The organism is Planococcus rifietoensis, assembly GCF_001465795.2.
Lineage (GTDB): Bacteria > Bacillota > Bacilli > Bacillales_A > Planococcaceae > Planococcus > Planococcus rifietoensis.
In genome coordinates, this window is the sequence record NZ_CP013659.2 from 2,573,444 (window position 1) to 2,588,534 (window position 15,091).

Here is a 15,091-nt window from a genome sequence, read left to right on the forward strand (position 1 = left end):
GTAAAAGCCGCTTTCCTGAATCGGGAAGCGGCTTTTTTGATGCTTGGCAGGCCCACCCACTTCCGGTAGCATGGAGAAAAAGGGGGAATCGAGATGCACTTGCCTATGGCTGCCAAACAAGCACTTCAAATGCAATCCGTCATCGTCGACCGTAGTCCTGCCCATCCCTTTTCTTCCAATCCCGAAGTATTGATTGAAGAGTTAAAGGATTGGTGCGGGACGCAAAACAACGGAGTCGCGGTTTCTTATTTTTTTCGCCAAATTGCCTTGTTCGTGACAGCCCAATTCAGCTTAATCCACCAACACGGCGGCTATTTCGAGACGCCGCCAGAAAAACTGCGCTTTGGCCGGATGCAGAATTACGGCTTGCCGCTCATGTCATTTCACGTCGAGTCAGCTGACTTCGTTGAAATAGCTGCTGGACAAAGAAGCGAGGCTTTCCATTATGTATTGATCGGGCAAACAAGCGCACTGCTTGAGCAATTGCGCCGCCATGCAAAAATCTCACCGATCACGTGCTGGGAAAATGTGCTCGGTTCACTTGTTTGGTATTACGCTACCCTTCAACAGCAACACCCGCGAATCGCCGCTGAAGATATCGATTGGTTGATGGATGACCAGAATTGGGAACCGCTGCGCAAATCCCAGTGGCGAAATTTCATCGGCACCACGCAGCTTGAACGGGCAGTTTCCGGGCCGATGCGGAAAACCTGCTGCTTGTATAAAGAATTGCCAGTATTCGGCACCTGCACGTTCTGTCCTCAGCCCAATTAAAAAAGCTCCGGTTAGCCCCGGAGCTTTTTGTTATTTCTCGAATACTTCGTGCAAAATCTTATCTGCACTGTTATTGATCAGGTTTTTGTGGATGCAGCTATTTGGCTTTTTGTGGAGCACTTTCGAAAATGACTGGGCATGTTCAGCTTCTCCGATGACGTGGATTTCTTCCCAGCGCCGCTCTTTTTTCAGCTTCTCGATTTTCGAGCCCATGTCTTTATAAAAGCGGTCCAAGTTTTCTTTCAAGCGATGGTCCAGTTCGTCGGTCGGGCTTCCGCCGCCGCTGCCTCCGATAACTGGGCTGTTTCCACCGGCAGCACCGCCGCCAGTAGAGCCGGCACCGCTGCGCCCTTGGATGCGCCCTGAGCTTCTAACGCCTTTTTGTTCAGTCCATACTTCCAGGCCTGCGTCGAATTCATAATAGACTTCTTCATTGACGATGCCGACAGAAGTATCCAGCACACGGATGCCTTTAAAGCTCGGCAGGACCACGCCTGCATATGGGTACGCTTTGTAGATATAGCGCAATTGGTCAAGCGCTGGTTTATTTTCCCATTGGAAATCGGTTTTGACAGAAATCTGCAAATGCTTCACCCAAAACAAATCGTTTTGAGTCGATGCAAAAATAACGACACCCTTCTGGAGGTCGCCTTGATTATCCGTTATTTCCTTTTCGACTTTCTTGCGCAATTCCTTGTAGGCTTTCAACTCTTTTTCATCTTTTGAGGCGGTTAAGTATTCGTCGAGGCGCTTCAGCCCATTCTTCAGCTGGATTTTCCAGGCCCCGTTCTGCGCTTCACGGTCTGCTGGATTCGTATTGAGATAGACACTCAGCACACAGCGGTCCTCACATTCGAATTGTTTCAGTTCTTGGATTTCGTCGTATAATGTCATTCACCCATCATCCTCCTTTAATCCTTACTTGTTATCTGAATACCCCAACCGCCCCTGCTTAAACGGCAGCCAGCTTTTTCTTTTTCAATATTCTAACGTTTAAATTTTCCAGACTGTGGTAAACACTAATTAGCAACAAAAAATGACGAGGAGTGAATTATACATGGAAAACGTTGATAAAAAAGTAGAAGAAAAATTGAGCAATACGGATAGTAAAAAGAAAGAACAAATTTTGGCCGAATTCTCGACTTTCATCGATTATTTAGGCGATAAAGTAGCGATGGGCGAGAAAATGGGCTTAAGCGAAGAGCGCATCGCGCAGCTAGCATCCAAAGTAGCTGACTACCTAGCGAAAAAAGAAGATCCGAAAAATAGCGAAGAGTATCTATTGCAGCGCTTGTGGCAAGTAGGCGACAAAGAAGAGCAGCACATGCTTGCACATATGCTAGTGAAATTGGCAAAAGAACAAAACTGACCATGCAAAAAGCCTGAGCTTAACCGCTCAGGCTTTTTTATGTCCAGTTATACACTGGCAACCGCTCTTTTTTCATATAAATGGAACATCCACAGGTAAACGAATCCGCTCAACACCGCAAACGTACCAAGGATGATAAAGGTCCAACCGAAACCGAACCAGGCGGTCATCGGGATCGAAATCGGCGCAATCATCCGCCCGATCGTATAGCGCAGGCTTGCCGCAGCGAAATACTGACCGCGCATCGACTCCGGCGCCAGTTTGGAAATGAAGCTTTGCTGCAGCCCGACAATCATCAATTCAGCGAATGTGAAAACCCCCATCGCCACAAAGAACATCCAAAACCACGAAGTCATCGGGAAAATCGCCATCGATAAGCCGAACAACATGGCCGAGAAGAAAAATACCCATTTCTCCGGGAATTTGGTCATCCACCGCGTAATGACTACTGTCAGAAGTGCCACAATCAAGCCGTTTTGCGCCAGTAAGATGCCAAAAGAAGTTTCTCCGGTCACGGACCACTCACGCCCCAGAAAATCGAGAATCGTTTGGCGGTCGATTGTCTCTTTCAAATAGACCGGAATGACAAGATCCAATTGCATGAAGGTCTGCGCCCCCATGACACCTGCTACGACAAACAGCAAAAAGACCCGGTCCTTCAAAATGATGCCGTAATCTTTTACCTGTGTCAGCACTGCGCCTCTCCAGCCAGTTGCATTTCCCTCTTTCCATTTATCCATCACTGCAGCCGATAAGGTCTCCTCTGTGTAAAGGCGCAGCAATAGTCCAAGCAGCATCGAAATGACGGCAACTGCCAACAGCAATTCGAAACGGTAAGAGAAAAACAACACCGCGCCGAACAAAGGGCCGATAACGACGGCAATATTCAACGTTGTATAAAACACCGCGAATACATCGCTCCGGTATTTTTCCGGAATGACGTCTGCAATCATCGCCTGGCTCGCCGGCCAGTACAAGGAGCCGCACATGCCGGCCAAAGTGAACGCTACAAAGCTGAGCTCAGGAGAACTGAGCCACGGCGAGTTTGCCATAGCGAACAGTAAGAACGCAAAACCCTGCGCCACAGCAGCGGACACGAGCATACGCTTGCGTCCGAAACGGTCAGCAAAATAGCCGCCAAACAAATTGGCAGCCACGGAAAACATTTGGGAGACGATCAATAAGAGGCCCGCCATCCCTTTCCCGAATTCTTCTGCAAAATAAATCGCTAGAAATGGGAACACCATCCAAAAACTTGTATTCATAAAAAACTCGCCCACTAGCCTGACTTTCAGGCTGCGGTTCCAATCCCTGATCTTCATCTATACTGCCTCGCTTCTGCGTCTGTCTTTCTTATGCCAGTTCGAGCAATTGATATTGCAGGCAAATTTCCAATAGAAACTCTTTATGCTCTTTGGCAAACTGGATGCCGACTTTCTCGTCATCCAAATCCGTAATCCGCCCATTCCCGAAGACGCGGTGGCGTATATTCGCACCCACCCGCAATTCCTCTACAGAACGGACCGCATCGGGATTGTCCGGCACTGTAATTTTTGCTTTCGGGGCTTTCGGCGCTGATTGTTTAACGATTCCCGCGCGCTTCATTTTCGGCAAGGCGATGCGCCGCACTTCTTCCACGAAGCGCGATTCCTTGTCGTAGCTGAGCAATTCCAGGTGGCGTTTTGCACGTGTCATGCCAACATAGAACAAGCGCCTTGCTTCCTCCAGCAACGCAGGATCGTCGGCGTCTTCTTCTGTTGGCACAATCCCTTCCACCAAATCAATCAAATAAACCCGGTCAAACTCCAAGCCTTTTGAGCTATGCAACGTGGACAATGTCAACATATCATCGGTCTTTTCAGTTTTCGCCTGCTTTGTCACGTCTTCCAGCTGTTTCAAGCGTTTCGCGAAATCCATCATCGTTGGAAGCGGTTCGGCAATTTGTTCGAGCGTGCTGAGAATCTGCTGTAAGTAATCGAGCTTCATGCCGAATTTCTCCGCACGGCTTTTGAGCATCTGGTCATAGCCCATATCGCGCCGGATGGACTGAATCACTTTCAAAGGCGGCATATCCTTCAATGCGTCCATCGATTTCCGCTGTTCTGCGATGATCCGAAGCTGGTAATCCTTCATGGTAATGGCCAAGGTGATTTCTTCAAACGCATGCTGCTTTGTCGGCTGCATCCGCCCTAATTGCTTGAGCTGAGAGGCGGACCAGTAGGCGTTGGTCTTTGAAGCGATCTTGGAATATAAATCCACCCGTTCCGGACGCAGGCTGAAACGCATAAAATTTAAAATGTCCTGGACAATCCAATGGCTGAAAAAGCGGTTGTCCGCATCTTTCATATAGAAAGGGATGCCGAGGCGATCCAGCTCATCCATCAGCAAGGTCGAAGAGGAATTATTGCGGTACAAAATCGCAACATTTCCGTATTCCTCAAGAGTGGAAAGTTCTTTTAACAAATACTTCAACTGAGCTTCTTGCGAGGCGAGGCGCCGAATAACGATCGGTCCGCCTTCTGGCCTGTCGGTGAACATGTTTTTATCATGGCGCAATTTATTCGCTTTGATGAATTGATTGGCCGTGTTGACAATGGTCCCAGATGATCGGTAATTGCGTTCCATCTTCATGATATAGGCATCCGGGTACACCTGGCGGAATTTGAGCAAATAGCTCGGCTCCGCCGCCCGCCACGTATAAATGGACTGGTCGTCATCCGCCACGACGCATAAATTGCGGTGGTTTTCGACCAGCTTCTCAACAATGGCATGCTGGACCATGGACGTGTCTTGGCTTTCATCCGTCATGACATAGTCCCAGCGTTGCTGATATTTTGACAAGAGCTTACGGTCTGTATTCAGCGCTTCAAAAGCGATTGTCAGCATATCATCGAAATCTACAAGCCTCGGCTCATGATGTTCTTTGTACTCTTCGTAGATCGTTAAAATGTCGATGGCGCTTGGGAAAGGTTCATCCAAGGTCTTCCATTTTTTCTTTGGCACCATTTTGTTTTTCACAAAACTGATGAACGACACCAACTCTTCTAACAGATCATCGGTAATCGGCTCATCGTTTTCACGGGCGTAGATGTCTTTCAGCAGGCGCTTTTTATTCAGGCGATTCGAATCGCCCCCTTCGATCATGATGTAGTCGTCTGCCGATAGATAGTCGCGCGTGATTTGAAAAGCCAAGCTATGAATCGTGGAAAAATCCACCGGAGCAAGTCCTGGGAAAAACCGTGCATAGCGTTCAAGCATATCGGTCGCCGATGCCTTGCTGAAGGTAATCGCTTTGATGCGCTTTGGCTGCACGGCTCTTTCTTCGATCAAATAGCCGATTCTCATAATCATGGTCGTCGTTTTCCCGGAACCCGGGCATGCGAGAAGCAATAGCGGGCCCTCTGTCTTGGTGACCGCTTTTTTCTGTATTTTATTCAGCTCGACACCGAGCTCTTGTTTTTTTCGTTCAAAAAAATCACTCATGGTAGACTCCTTTTTGCGTTGGCGATCTCTTTCATAATAGCACAAAAGCAGGCCCATTTAAGCGGCCTGCTTTCCATTCAAATAAAATTGCGCTCCTGTGGTTTGGCGGGGTCGCCTGTTCGGCGCTTGTCTTTTCGCGTTGCCAAATCTTCATGAACACGCTCTTGTTCGTCTTGTTCTTTGCTCGTGCGGTTTGCCCCGATCCTTCTCGGGTCAGATGATTGCAAGTCGTCTTGGTTGTGCTGATCGCTCATGCAAATCCCGTCCTTTCACTTGCTGTTTAGAATTTCACAGACACGGCCAACTTGCCCGTCCTCCAGGCGCACTTTAATGCCGTGAGGATGCGTCGCTGAGTTCGTCAATAAATCTTTGACGACGCCTTTTGTTTTCTTGCCAGTCCGCTGATCTTTTTTCAAGATCACGTTCACTTCAAGCCCCGGCTTTACATCGCTTCTTTTTTTCCCGTCCATTTTCATCCCTCCAAGCTTGTCTCCATTATAATCGAATTGCCTCGTGCATACAAAAAAGCGAAGGGTTTCCCCTCCGCTTGTCTTTCTTGCTTCTTATAGTCTATCGCGGTCTGTACGGTCTTTACGATCAAAGTCGTCTTCTTCGACCAAGTCGCCGTCTGTGTGGATGTCAGCTTCTTCTTTGCGGACTGTTTCGCTGACATGCTCTGTATCCTGTACTTTGTTTTTGCCGATGGAGATTTCTTCGGAAACAACATCTTTTTTCGTTACATCGACGCGTTCTTCAGAAACCGGCACATGGATATCTTCGCCTTCTGAATAATTGTGCGTGCCAGTTGTAGTTTCTTCGTTCACCGGGCGGCGCTCCACATATACTTCTTCGCGCTCAACCGGTACTTCAAGTGTTTGCTCTTCCTCGACGACATGCTTGTCGACGTGGACTTCGCCCGTTTGGACGCGTTCTTTATTGACTTGCAAACGCTCTTCGTGCAAGCGTAGGCGTTCTTCTTCAGTTCCTGCACGGTCTAGGTCGCGGTCGATATCTTCGACTGTGCGGTTGCGGTTTGTCACATCATCGTTGAAATCAGAAGTCGCACGATGAGTGCCTGTCGCATTGACATCGTCTGTCGTACGGTCTTCTGCTCCGAGGCCGAATCCAGTACCACGTTCTCTGTCGACGCCCGCAGTTTCAGAACCTAAGGAATCGCGCTCTGTATTATACGCTACATCGTTTTCATCATTGGTATCGACAGTCAAGCCATCGCGTGCCACAGCCGAGTTGTCGACTTTTCTCTGGCTAGTCGTGCTATCGACAGTCCCTGAGCTTTCCGTGCTGTCGACATTGCCGTAGCTCGTATTGTCGTATGGCGCTGCTCCTTCATAGTTCGCACCGAATTCACGGTCAACGAACAAGAGAATCTTGCCGTTTTGGACATCATTGTAATAGCGGTCTGCTTCTGCTTGGTCCACACCCATATTGGAGAAGGCTTCGCGCGTTGGTTCATTGCCGGATAGGAAGCCCATGAATTTATCCATCCAATTGCCTTCAGATGATTTGTAATCCACGTCTGTGCGTCCGCGTACCATTGAGATCTGGTCTTCGTTGCGGGCCATCACATACATGTCTTCTTCACGTGAGCCTTGCGCTTTCATGTCTTCGATCTTTTTCAATACTTCTGTTTCTGTGTCGAATGTTCCCATGAATTTATTGTTAGCCATTTCAAATTCCTCCATTTTTTTGAGAAGTTTTTTGCTTTCTAGTCTTGAAATTACCCCTCAGGTATGTTATTAAACATTTTCAGTTTGAAATATGCCAAAATACTACTTTTCCACCATATTTTATCAAACTTCGCGATTCCAATGGCGGTGTGCGGCGATTGCGTCGATAAAGCTATCCGCGAAACCTTTCATGGAATCGCCTGTAACGACGCCTGGCTCTCCTGTATAACCATTGGCATCCAGCCATTTTTTGCCTTCATGCGTAGCGCCGATCGGTTTGAAATGCCCGAATGCTTCCGTTACATAATAGGCAGCGTTACGTGCAAATTTCTTGCTGACATCCGGCCCGCCGACTGCATAGATGGCATCGAATAATACCGGATCCGCAGTAGTGAACGTGTGGTCGATTTTCAATTGCTTGCCGTTTCCTGCATCCAATTTCCCTTGCTTTTCGCTGATGATTTCGTACTGCAGCCCTTTGGATTTGAGCTGGTCGAGCACTTCCATGACTTCTTTGCCGTTAAAGTCAGGTGCCACAATAACGCCTACTTTGCGCGTCTTCGCGGATTTCACCGTATTTTCCTGGCTCAATGCCGGTGATTTTTTGCTGGTGTCGGTGTTCCCTGTCTCAGGCGCTTTAACGCCGATATTGTCGGCAATTTCCTGTGCCAGTTTGAGATTGACATTCGCATACATATCCACGACTTGTTGGCGGATATCGATGCTGTCGCATTTACCCAACTCAAAGCTGAACGCTTCAATGATGTGTTGCTGTTCGGCATCGCTCATGCTGTTCCAGAACATCGTTGCTTGCGAGAAGTGGTCCTTAAAGCTATCGCTGCGCTTGCGCACTTTGCGCCCTTCCACTTTCTCCTGGTAATGGACATACCCGCCGTCCGCTTCGCTGACAGGTGCCGGCGTATGGTTGGTGAAGGAACTCTTCTGATAAGATACTTTCCCTTTGTTGATTGTCTGGCGGCCGTAGCCATCGCGCTGGTTGTTATGGAATGGGCAAACGGCGCGGTTGATCGGCAGCTCATGGAAATTCGGCCCGCCCAAGCGAATCAATTGCGTATCTGTATATGAGAACAGGCGCCCTTGGAGCAACGGATCATTCGAAAAATCGATTCCCGGTACTACGTGGCCTGGATGAAACGCTACTTGCTCAGCTTCGGCAAAGACATTATCGACATTGCGGTTTAAGGTCATCTTGCCGACGATATGGATCGGGATTTCTTCCTGCGGCCACATTTTCGTCGCATCGAGCAAATCAAAATCGAATTTATGCTCGTCTTCTTCCGGAACGATCTGGACGCCCAGTTCATATTCCGGATAATCGCCGCTTTCAATGGCTTCATGCAAATCTGCACGGTGGAAGTCGGGGTTTTTCCCGTTGATTTTCTGGGCTTCATCCCATACGAGAGAGTGCACGCCGAGCGTCGATTTCCAGTTGAATTTCACGAAATGGGATTTCCCTTCCGCGTTGACGAAGCGGAATGCGTGGACGCCGAAGCCATCCATTGTGCGCAAGCTTCTCGGAATAGCGCGGTCGGACATTGTCCACATGACCATATGGGCCGATTCTTGGTTGTTTGCAACAAAATCCCAGAATGTATCATGGGCTGTTGCCGCTTGCGGAATCTCGTTATGCGGTTCTGGTTTAATCGCATGGACCAAGTCAGGGAATTTGATGGCATCCTGGATGAAAAATACCGGAATGTTGTTACCGACCAAATCGTAATTGCCTTCTTCTGTATAGAACTTCGTCGAAAAGCCGCGTGCATCGCGTACTGTCTCTGCAGAACCGCGAGAGCCTGCTACTGTAGAAAAGCGGACGAAGACCGGGGTTTTTTTGCCTTTTTTCGAAAGGAATTTTGCTTTTGTCAAATGTTCAAGCGATTCATAAGCTTCAAATTCACCGTGTGCTGCGAATCCACGTGCATGGACTACACGCTCTGGAATGCGCTCATGGTCAAAATGGGTCATTTTTTCACGGAAATGAAAATCTTCCATCAACGTCGGCCCGCGTTCACCCGCTTTTAAGGAAAACTCGTCCTCTGATAATTTCAAGCCTTGGTTCGTCGTCAAATCCTTGCCGCTGTCATCTGAACGGAATTGTTCCAATTGTTCGTTCTTGCTGTTTTCATCGAATTTCTTCGGATCATGTGCCATTTTTCCACTCCTCATCTATTTATGTACTGCCTAGTCTTTCAGTACCCCCTCACCATATCCGGAAACAAATAAATAGAAAAATCGAAAAAAACTATGAAAAAAGGCCTTGCAGTAGAGTAAATTCACTGCAAAGCCCTTCTTAATTTTGGCATTTTTATCAAAAAATGCTTAAATCCCACTCTTTTGAAATTTGACGGAGCATCATCGTTCCAGCAGCGCTGTTTCCTTGCACGTCAATTGCCGGTCCGTAAACGCCGATCCCCGCTCCTGCCCGGAATTCATAGGTTTGAGAATGGAGCTTCGGCGGGACGGCTGCCATGATGCCGCCTGAAACACCACTTTTTGCCGGAATGCCGACATGTGCCGCGAAATTGCCGGAAGAATTATACATGCCGCAAGTGACCATCAACACTTTCGTCACTTGTGCGATTTCTTCGGAAAAATGCTTCACTTTCGTGATTGGGTTATAGCCGTCATACGCAAGGATCAAGCCGAGAAGCGCCAAATCCTTCACTGATACTTTAATGGAGCATTGGCTGATGTAGATATCGAGCGCTTCTTCCACTTCAAGTTCCAGGAACTTCGCTTCCTTCAAATAATAAGCGAGCGCCCGGTTGCGGTGTGATGTGGCCCATTCCGAATCGTAAACTTCCTTGTCAATTTCGATTGGGTGCCCAAGCAGCTCTTCCAGAAAGCCTTTCAAGAACTCAAATTTCTTTTGCGCATTCTGTCCTGGGAGCAGCGATGAGATTGTAATGGCGCCTGCGTTGATGAACGGGTTGAACGGCTTATTCGGCCGATGGATTTCAAACGGCACAATGGAGTTGAACGCTTCGCCCGTCGGCTCCACGTCCACCCGCTCCAATACGAAGTCCAAACCATAATGGCAGCTGAGCGCCACGAATGTCAGTGCTTTGGATATGCTCTGCAACGTGAATTCGGTATCGGTGTCCCCTGCACAATAATAATGACCGTCTTCATCTATCATGCAGATCCCGAGTTTGCCCGGGTCGACTTTACCCAGTGCTGGTATGTATTGGGCCGTGGTGCCAAGAACGGCATGCCCTTTGTTTTCTTTCACCCAAGCCTCAAGCTGCTCGGTGATGCGCGGATTGTTTTGCACCGCCATCCCTCCTTCGGTTCGTTTTCATTAATCATGACCGAAGCATAACATGATTGTCAAAGCTTGCGGAACGGAATCAAGCGAAAGAAAAAACTCCTCCAGAATTGGAGGAGCTTTCAGGCTGTCGAGAAAGGTTAGAAGACGTATTTTCCGAAGCTTATTGCTCGCTTTCCGTGGGCTCGCGCCCAAGCCTCCTCAGTCGCTGTGCGCCTTGCGGGGTCTCGGTCGTCTCGCTGTTCCACTGGAGTCGAGCAAACACTTCTCCAAATACTTAGACAGAACATTAATTTTGAATGTAGAATATATGATCTCCTTATTATTCATAGTGGAACACCAACTTCTTCAACACTCTGAAAACTCCTCCAGAATTGGAGGAGTTTTGTTCACCCTTTTTCATACCAAGCTTTCGCTGCAACCAATTCATCCATCGTTAACTGGTGGCCTTGGTTTTCCCAATGCAGGTCGACTTCGGCGCCGGCTCCGCTTAGCAGTTTTTCCAGATCTTCCGATTCTTCTTTCGGGCAGATCGGGTCGTTGGTGCCAGCAGCGATGAAAACGCGCGTGCCTTCCGAGTTCGGCAATTGCTTATTGCGGTCTGGTACCATTGGGTGATGCAAAATTGCCGCTTTCAATGAATCTTCGTACGAGAACAACAGATTTGCAGCAATATTTGCACCGTTTGAATAGCCTAGTGCAATGACATTATTGCGGTCAAAGCCGTACTCATCAGCCGCCTGGCCAATAAATGCATGCAGCTCTTCTGTTCGTTCACGCAAGTCTTCCATATCAAAGACGCCTTCAGACAAGCGTTTGAAAAAGCGCGGCATGCCGTTTTCCGATACATTTCCGCGAACGCTCAGCACGCCCGCTTCCGGGTCGATATGACCTGCTGCCGGCAGCAAGTCCGTTTCTGTCCCGCCGGTTCCGTGCAACAACAGGAATGTCGGCTTAGCCGCATCCGCGGGTGGGTTGTAAATATGCTTCATCATGTAAAAACCTCCTGTTTATAATATCTTTAATTCGAGATAATAACATCATATCATACCGACCTTTAGCTTCCAAATCAAAAAGCCTGCGGAATATTCCACAGGCTTTTTATAAAGTAAATTAAGACAACATGTCCTGCAATTCATCTTTCGTGAAGACGTAGGTTTCGTTGCAGAAATGGCATTGCGCTTCCGCCTTGCCTTCTGTCACGATAATATCTTCGATTTCCGCAGATCCAAGGCCCTGGATCGCATTATGGATGCGTTCCCGCGAGCACTGGCATTGGAAATTCACTGGCATCGTATCGAGCGCTTTGACATTTTCTTTGCCCAATACTTCGTCTAAGATATCTTCAGGCGTCAAACCTGCGCGCACCATATTGGAGATGGTCGGGATCTCGGCCAGTCGCTGTTCAAGCTGGCTGATCACTTTTTCATCTGTCCCTGGCATCAACTGGATGATGAACCCGCCTGAAGCCAAGATGGTATTGTCAGGATTGACGATAACACCGACGCCGACTGAGGAAGGCGTCTGTTCAGAAGTCACGATGTAATGGGTGAAATCATCTCCGAGCTCACCCGAGATGATCGGCACTTGGCCGACATACGGATGCTGCAAACCGATATCTTTGGAGACAGTCAGTGTCCCTTCTGTTCCGACTGCCCGGCGGACGTCGAGTTTGCCTTGCTCGTTCAAATCAAAATGGGTTTGGGGATTGGACACGTAGCCTCGCACTTCCCCTTTTGCGTTAGCATCTACGAGAATCGTGCCGAGCGGGCCGCCCCCATTGATTTTGATCGTCAATTTTTCTTCGCCTTTCAGCATCGCGCCGAGCATGACGCTTGCGGTCATCGAACGGCCCAGCGCCGCGGACGCTGTAGGCCATGTATAATGGCGGCGCTGCGCCTCGTTCACCGTTTCTGTCGTGCGCGTTGCGAAAGCACGGATTTGGCCATCGTAAGCCAAAGCTCTCACTAAATAATCGTTCATCTATGTTCTTCCTCTCTGAAACCGCATGGGTTTGTTCGTTTATCTTGAGTCTTTGACTTTGCTTGGCGTAACATCTGCGCCAAGCGGGTCAATTACCGTCATATTCGTTACCGTTGTCTCGACTTGTCCACGGATTTCCTGGAGATATTCGCGGCGGAGCACTTGCTGCTCCCGAATTTCCGCGTAGCTCAATCCGTAGCTGCGCTCTTTTTGCGCCAATTCGTTAATGCGCGGCAAGATTTGAATCATCTGAATCGCACTCCTTTCTGTGCGGACAGGGACATATCCACTTCCCTCATTTTATATTATCTCGAATTAAAAATAAATAAATGTGCCTGCATCTCCTGAAAGCATAAAAAACCGCCTGCAGCCCTCAAAAGAACTGCGGCGGCAAGCGGTCAAACAACCAAGCGAAATTGAGTGCATGTGACACCTGGCGCAACTTCGAAAGTTTCTTCTTCACGGAAGCCGAATGATTCATATAATTTATGGGCGGGGACATTCGCTGTGCCGGTGCTGACAATAAATTCTGCTGCGTTCTTTTGCTGGAGCAAATGGTCCACTAAACTGCGGGCGATTCCTTGGCGAAACTGAAGCGGATCCACAACAAGCCGGTAAATATCGACGACGCCATTTTCTTCTTTATAGGAAATAAACCCTTTCAAATAGCCGTCCTGATAGCCGAGAAAGGTCTCTTCGCTCTGCTGGATTTCATAAATTGTTTCAGAAATGTGGGGAATATCGTGAAACCCCATCAGTTCCGCTTCAATCCGGTAAGCCGGGCGCTGGATCGACTGGATGTCGCGCGCAATCTTCTCATCGGTCTGGTCTATTTCGGTAATCATCACAAGCTCCTTTCCAAACTCAGTGCATTTTGTTCGCGAATGAATCTTTTCACACGGGGCACTACCAGTTCTGCATCCCGGTAACCCTGGACATACAAAGCCGCAAGCCGCTCCTGGTCCCGTTCAATGCCACGCAGCCTATGCAAATTGCGCGGGCGGACAACAATGGCAGCATCTTGTGCTTCGAGCGCCTCTATCTGCTTCAGCGATTCGTTATAGATGCGCTGCCGTTCCTCAAGCGCCCGCGCAAGGCCCGGGTACTGCCGGGCAAATGTGGGAGCGAGGCGTATAAGCGGTGTATGGCGCTTCCGATAGCTCTTTTCACGTGTCATGATGATGATCGGCTTGGTCACACCGTCCGCCAAGGCTTGTTTAATCGGCAGTGGGTCAGCCAGGCTGCCGTCCATGAGCAGCCGTCCGTCATAATCCACAGGACGCGACATAAACGGCAGTGAACTCGATGCCTTCACGACTGTCAGCAAATCTTCCGGGGGCAGTGGTTTGCGGTAGTAGATTGCTTCTCCGGTCATGCAATCCGTCGTTCCGACCACGAATTCTTCCGAAGCTGCACCGAACCCGCCATAGTCAAACGGCACAAGCCGGTTCGGAATATCGTCGAAAATCAATTTCATGCCAAACAGTTCCCGTTTCTTCAGCAAGTTCTTCATGGAAATATAATCGGGATGGGTGACATAATCGATCATCACTGTCCGGTTCCTGCCGCTTTGCCGGGAAAGATAGGACACAGCATTGCAGGCCCCGGCGGATACGCCGATGACATAGTCCGCAAACAGCCCTTCTTCCATGAACTTCTGCAGCACGCCAGCCGTATAGACGCCCCGCATGCCACCGCCTTCTAAGATCAGTCCGCTTTTCACCATGCCCCTCCCCTTTGCATGAAAGTCTGATTACCCGATTTTCCGAATCAATTCCTGCCCAGTGTTTTTTGGTGAGTTGACCGCGGCGGATACTTCATACGCTTCCAACTCTGCCGCTTCGTAAGGCTTGATGAGTTTTTGCAATAGCTCAGGATCTTGTACATTCGGGTCGAGCCAGGTTTTTTCCGCTTCTTTGTCCAAAATCACCGGCATACGGTCATGGATATCTGCCATCACGGCATTCGGCTGTGTCGTCAAGATTGTGCAGCTATGGACCACTTCCCCTTCCGGCGATTCCCAAGATTCCCATAGCCCTGCAAACGCAAACAATTCGTCGCCTTCTAAATGGATAAGCATCGGCGTTTTGCCATCCTGGCCTTTTTTCCATTCGTAAAAAGCATTTGCCGGAATGAGGCAGCGCTTTTTCTTGAAGGCTCTCCGAAAACTCGGTTTTTCTGCCGCGGTCTCCGCACGGGCATTGATCATCTTGTAGCCGATTTTCTGATCTTTTGCCCATGACGGGATGAGCCCCCAGCGGAATGTCCCAAGTCGATTTCGCTTGCCGTCATTGATGACCGCAACGATCTGCTGGGAAGGCGCCACATTGTAATTTTCTTCGTAGGAAGCCCGGTCGAGCGCGGCTTGTTCTATCTCAAAACGCTCAAGCAAGGCTTCGTAATCTGCATATAACGCAAATCTCCCGCACACTGAAATCCTCTCCTTTTTTCTAAGTGGATTGGCTTACTTCCAATATAACAGATTTTTCAAACTTCTCTAGCAAT

General features: G+C 48.9%; 16 protein-coding genes. 2 read left to right on the forward strand and 14 right to left on the reverse strand.

Translation table 11 applies throughout. From position 1 onward, the window contains the following. The first annotated feature begins 93 nt into the window (after nucleotides 1–93). Nucleotides 94–774: an IucA/IucC family C-terminal-domain containing protein gene (locus AUC31_RS12705; protein WP_058382830.1), complete on the forward strand. Its 681-nt coding sequence runs from the start codon at nucleotides 94–96 to the stop codon at nucleotides 772–774. Nucleotides 775–804: 30 nt separating this feature from the next. On the opposite strand, the gene AUC31_RS12710 is transcribed toward AUC31_RS12705, so the two are convergent. Continuing rightward, nucleotides 805–1,668, reverse strand: coding sequence for a VLRF1 family aeRF1-type release factor (locus AUC31_RS12710; RefSeq protein ID WP_058382829.1), 864 nt, complete (start codon nucleotides 1,666–1,668; stop codon nucleotides 805–807). Nucleotides 1,669–1,831: 163 nt separating this feature from the next. On the opposite strand from AUC31_RS12710, the gene AUC31_RS12715 reads away from it, so the two are divergent. Further along, nucleotides 1,832–2,143, forward strand: coding sequence for a DUF3243 domain-containing protein (locus AUC31_RS12715; RefSeq protein ID WP_058382828.1), 312 nt, complete (start codon nucleotides 1,832–1,834; stop codon nucleotides 2,141–2,143). Between the two features lie 47 nt (nucleotides 2,144–2,190). Here AUC31_RS12715 and AUC31_RS12720 read toward each other — a convergent pair whose 3' ends face one another. From AUC31_RS12720 to AUC31_RS12775, 13 genes are all read right to left on the reverse strand, one after another. After that, complete coding sequence (locus AUC31_RS12720) at nucleotides 2,191–3,465, reverse strand: MDR family MFS transporter (RefSeq protein ID WP_058382827.1); 1,275 nt, start codon at nucleotides 3,463–3,465, stop codon at nucleotides 2,191–2,193. Between the two features lie 31 nt (nucleotides 3,466–3,496). Beyond that, nucleotides 3,497–5,626 carry an ATP-dependent helicase gene (locus AUC31_RS12725; RefSeq protein WP_058383790.1) on the reverse strand — a complete coding sequence of 710 codons (2,130 nt, stop codon included), beginning with the start codon at nucleotides 5,624–5,626 and terminating at the stop codon, nucleotides 3,497–3,499. Nucleotides 5,627–5,703: 77 nt separating this feature from the next. Next, nucleotides 5,704–5,880 (reverse strand): hypothetical protein, encoded by a 177-nt coding sequence (locus tag AUC31_RS17760; protein ID WP_157073501.1) that lies wholly within the window; start codon nucleotides 5,878–5,880, stop codon nucleotides 5,704–5,706. Nucleotides 5,881–5,895: 15 nt separating this feature from the next. Beyond that, on the reverse strand, nucleotides 5,896–6,096 hold the full coding sequence (locus tag AUC31_RS12730) for a YwbE family protein (RefSeq protein ID WP_058382826.1): 201 nt from the start codon (nucleotides 6,094–6,096) through the stop codon (nucleotides 5,896–5,898). 93 nt (nucleotides 6,097–6,189) lie between these two features. Then, nucleotides 6,190–7,314 (reverse strand): YsnF/AvaK domain-containing protein, encoded by a 1,125-nt coding sequence (locus AUC31_RS12735; protein ID WP_058382825.1) that lies wholly within the window; start codon nucleotides 7,312–7,314, stop codon nucleotides 6,190–6,192. A 123-nt stretch (nucleotides 7,315–7,437) separates the two neighbouring features. Next, the gene (locus tag AUC31_RS12740; protein ID WP_058382824.1) at nucleotides 7,438–9,486 is read right to left on the reverse strand and encodes a catalase; all 2,049 of its coding nucleotides are present in this window, start codon (nucleotides 9,484–9,486) and stop codon (nucleotides 7,438–7,440) included. A 157-nt stretch (nucleotides 9,487–9,643) separates the two neighbouring features. Beyond that, complete coding sequence (locus AUC31_RS12745) at nucleotides 9,644–10,615, reverse strand: glutaminase (RefSeq protein ID WP_058382823.1); 972 nt, start codon at nucleotides 10,613–10,615, stop codon at nucleotides 9,644–9,646. Nucleotides 10,616–10,992: 377 nt separating this feature from the next. Next, on the reverse strand, nucleotides 10,993–11,595 hold the full coding sequence (locus AUC31_RS12750) for an alpha/beta hydrolase (RefSeq protein WP_058383789.1): 603 nt from the start codon (nucleotides 11,593–11,595) through the stop codon (nucleotides 10,993–10,995). Between the two features lie 121 nt (nucleotides 11,596–11,716). Beyond that, nucleotides 11,717–12,586: an Hsp33 family molecular chaperone HslO gene (gene hslO, locus AUC31_RS12755; protein ID WP_058382822.1), complete on the reverse strand. Its 870-nt coding sequence runs from the start codon at nucleotides 12,584–12,586 to the stop codon at nucleotides 11,717–11,719. A gap of 39 nt (nucleotides 12,587–12,625) precedes the next feature. After that, entirely contained in the window at nucleotides 12,626–12,835 is a 210-nt protein-coding gene (locus AUC31_RS12760; protein WP_174520004.1) for a DUF896 domain-containing protein, read from the reverse strand. A 149-nt stretch (nucleotides 12,836–12,984) separates the two neighbouring features. After that, nucleotides 12,985–13,431: a GNAT family N-acetyltransferase gene (locus tag AUC31_RS12765; protein ID WP_058382821.1), complete on the reverse strand. Its 447-nt coding sequence runs from the start codon at nucleotides 13,429–13,431 to the stop codon at nucleotides 12,985–12,987. After that, nucleotides 13,431–14,312, reverse strand: a complete 882-nt coding sequence (locus AUC31_RS12770; protein WP_174520005.1) for a patatin-like phospholipase family protein — start codon at nucleotides 14,310–14,312, stop codon at nucleotides 13,431–13,433. Before AUC31_RS12770 ends, AUC31_RS12765 begins: the two co-directional genes overlap by 1 nt. Before the next feature lie 27 nt (nucleotides 14,313–14,339). Continuing rightward, nucleotides 14,340–15,017: an SOS response-associated peptidase gene (locus tag AUC31_RS12775; RefSeq protein WP_058382820.1), complete on the reverse strand. Its 678-nt coding sequence runs from the start codon at nucleotides 15,015–15,017 to the stop codon at nucleotides 14,340–14,342. Nucleotides 15,018–15,091: the final 74 nt, after the last annotated feature.

What these genes read in the sequence shown, in the direction of transcription:
- AUC31_RS12705 (WP_058382830.1), top strand. Translation starts at nt 94, where the DNA reads ATGCACTTGCCTATGGCTGCCAAACAAGCACTTCAAATGCAATCCGTC.
- AUC31_RS12710 (WP_058382829.1), bottom strand. Translation starts at nt 1,668, where the DNA reads ATGACATTATACGACGAAATCCAAGAACTGAAACAATTCGAATGTGAG.
- AUC31_RS12715 (WP_058382828.1), top strand. Translation starts at nt 1,832, where the DNA reads ATGGAAAACGTTGATAAAAAAGTAGAAGAAAAATTGAGCAATACGGAT.
- AUC31_RS12720 (WP_058382827.1), bottom strand. Translation starts at nt 3,465, where the DNA reads ATGAAGATCAGGGATTGGAACCGCAGCCTGAAAGTCAGGCTAGTGGGC.
- AUC31_RS12725 (WP_058383790.1), bottom strand. Translation starts at nt 5,626, where the DNA reads ATGAGTGATTTTTTTGAACGAAAAAAACAAGAGCTCGGTGTCGAGCTG.
- AUC31_RS17760 (WP_157073501.1), bottom strand. Translation starts at nt 5,880, where the DNA reads ATGAGCGATCAGCACAACCAAGACGACTTGCAATCATCTGACCCGAGA.
- AUC31_RS12730 (WP_058382826.1), bottom strand. Translation starts at nt 6,096, where the DNA reads ATGGACGGGAAAAAAAGAAGCGATGTAAAGCCGGGGCTTGAAGTGAAC.
- AUC31_RS12735 (WP_058382825.1), bottom strand. Translation starts at nt 7,314, where the DNA reads ATGGCTAACAATAAATTCATGGGAACATTCGACACAGAAACAGAAGTA.
- AUC31_RS12740 (WP_058382824.1), bottom strand. Translation starts at nt 9,486, where the DNA reads ATGGCACATGATCCGAAGAAATTCGATGAAAACAGCAAGAACGAACAA.
- AUC31_RS12745 (WP_058382823.1), bottom strand. Translation starts at nt 10,615, where the DNA reads ATGGCGGTGCAAAACAATCCGCGCATCACCGAGCAGCTTGAGGCTTGG.
- AUC31_RS12750 (WP_058383789.1), bottom strand. Translation starts at nt 11,595, where the DNA reads ATGAAGCATATTTACAACCCACCCGCGGATGCGGCTAAGCCGACATTC.
- hslO (WP_058382822.1), bottom strand. Translation starts at nt 12,586, where the DNA reads ATGAACGATTATTTAGTGAGAGCTTTGGCTTACGATGGCCAAATCCGT.
- AUC31_RS12760 (WP_174520004.1), bottom strand. Translation starts at nt 12,835, where the DNA reads ATGATTCAAATCTTGCCGCGCATTAACGAATTGGCGCAAAAAGAGCGC.
- AUC31_RS12765 (WP_058382821.1), bottom strand. Translation starts at nt 13,431, where the DNA reads ATGATTACCGAAATAGACCAGACCGATGAGAAGATTGCGCGCGACATC.
- AUC31_RS12770 (WP_174520005.1), bottom strand. Translation starts at nt 14,312, where the DNA reads ATGGTGAAAAGCGGACTGATCTTAGAAGGCGGTGGCATGCGGGGCGTC.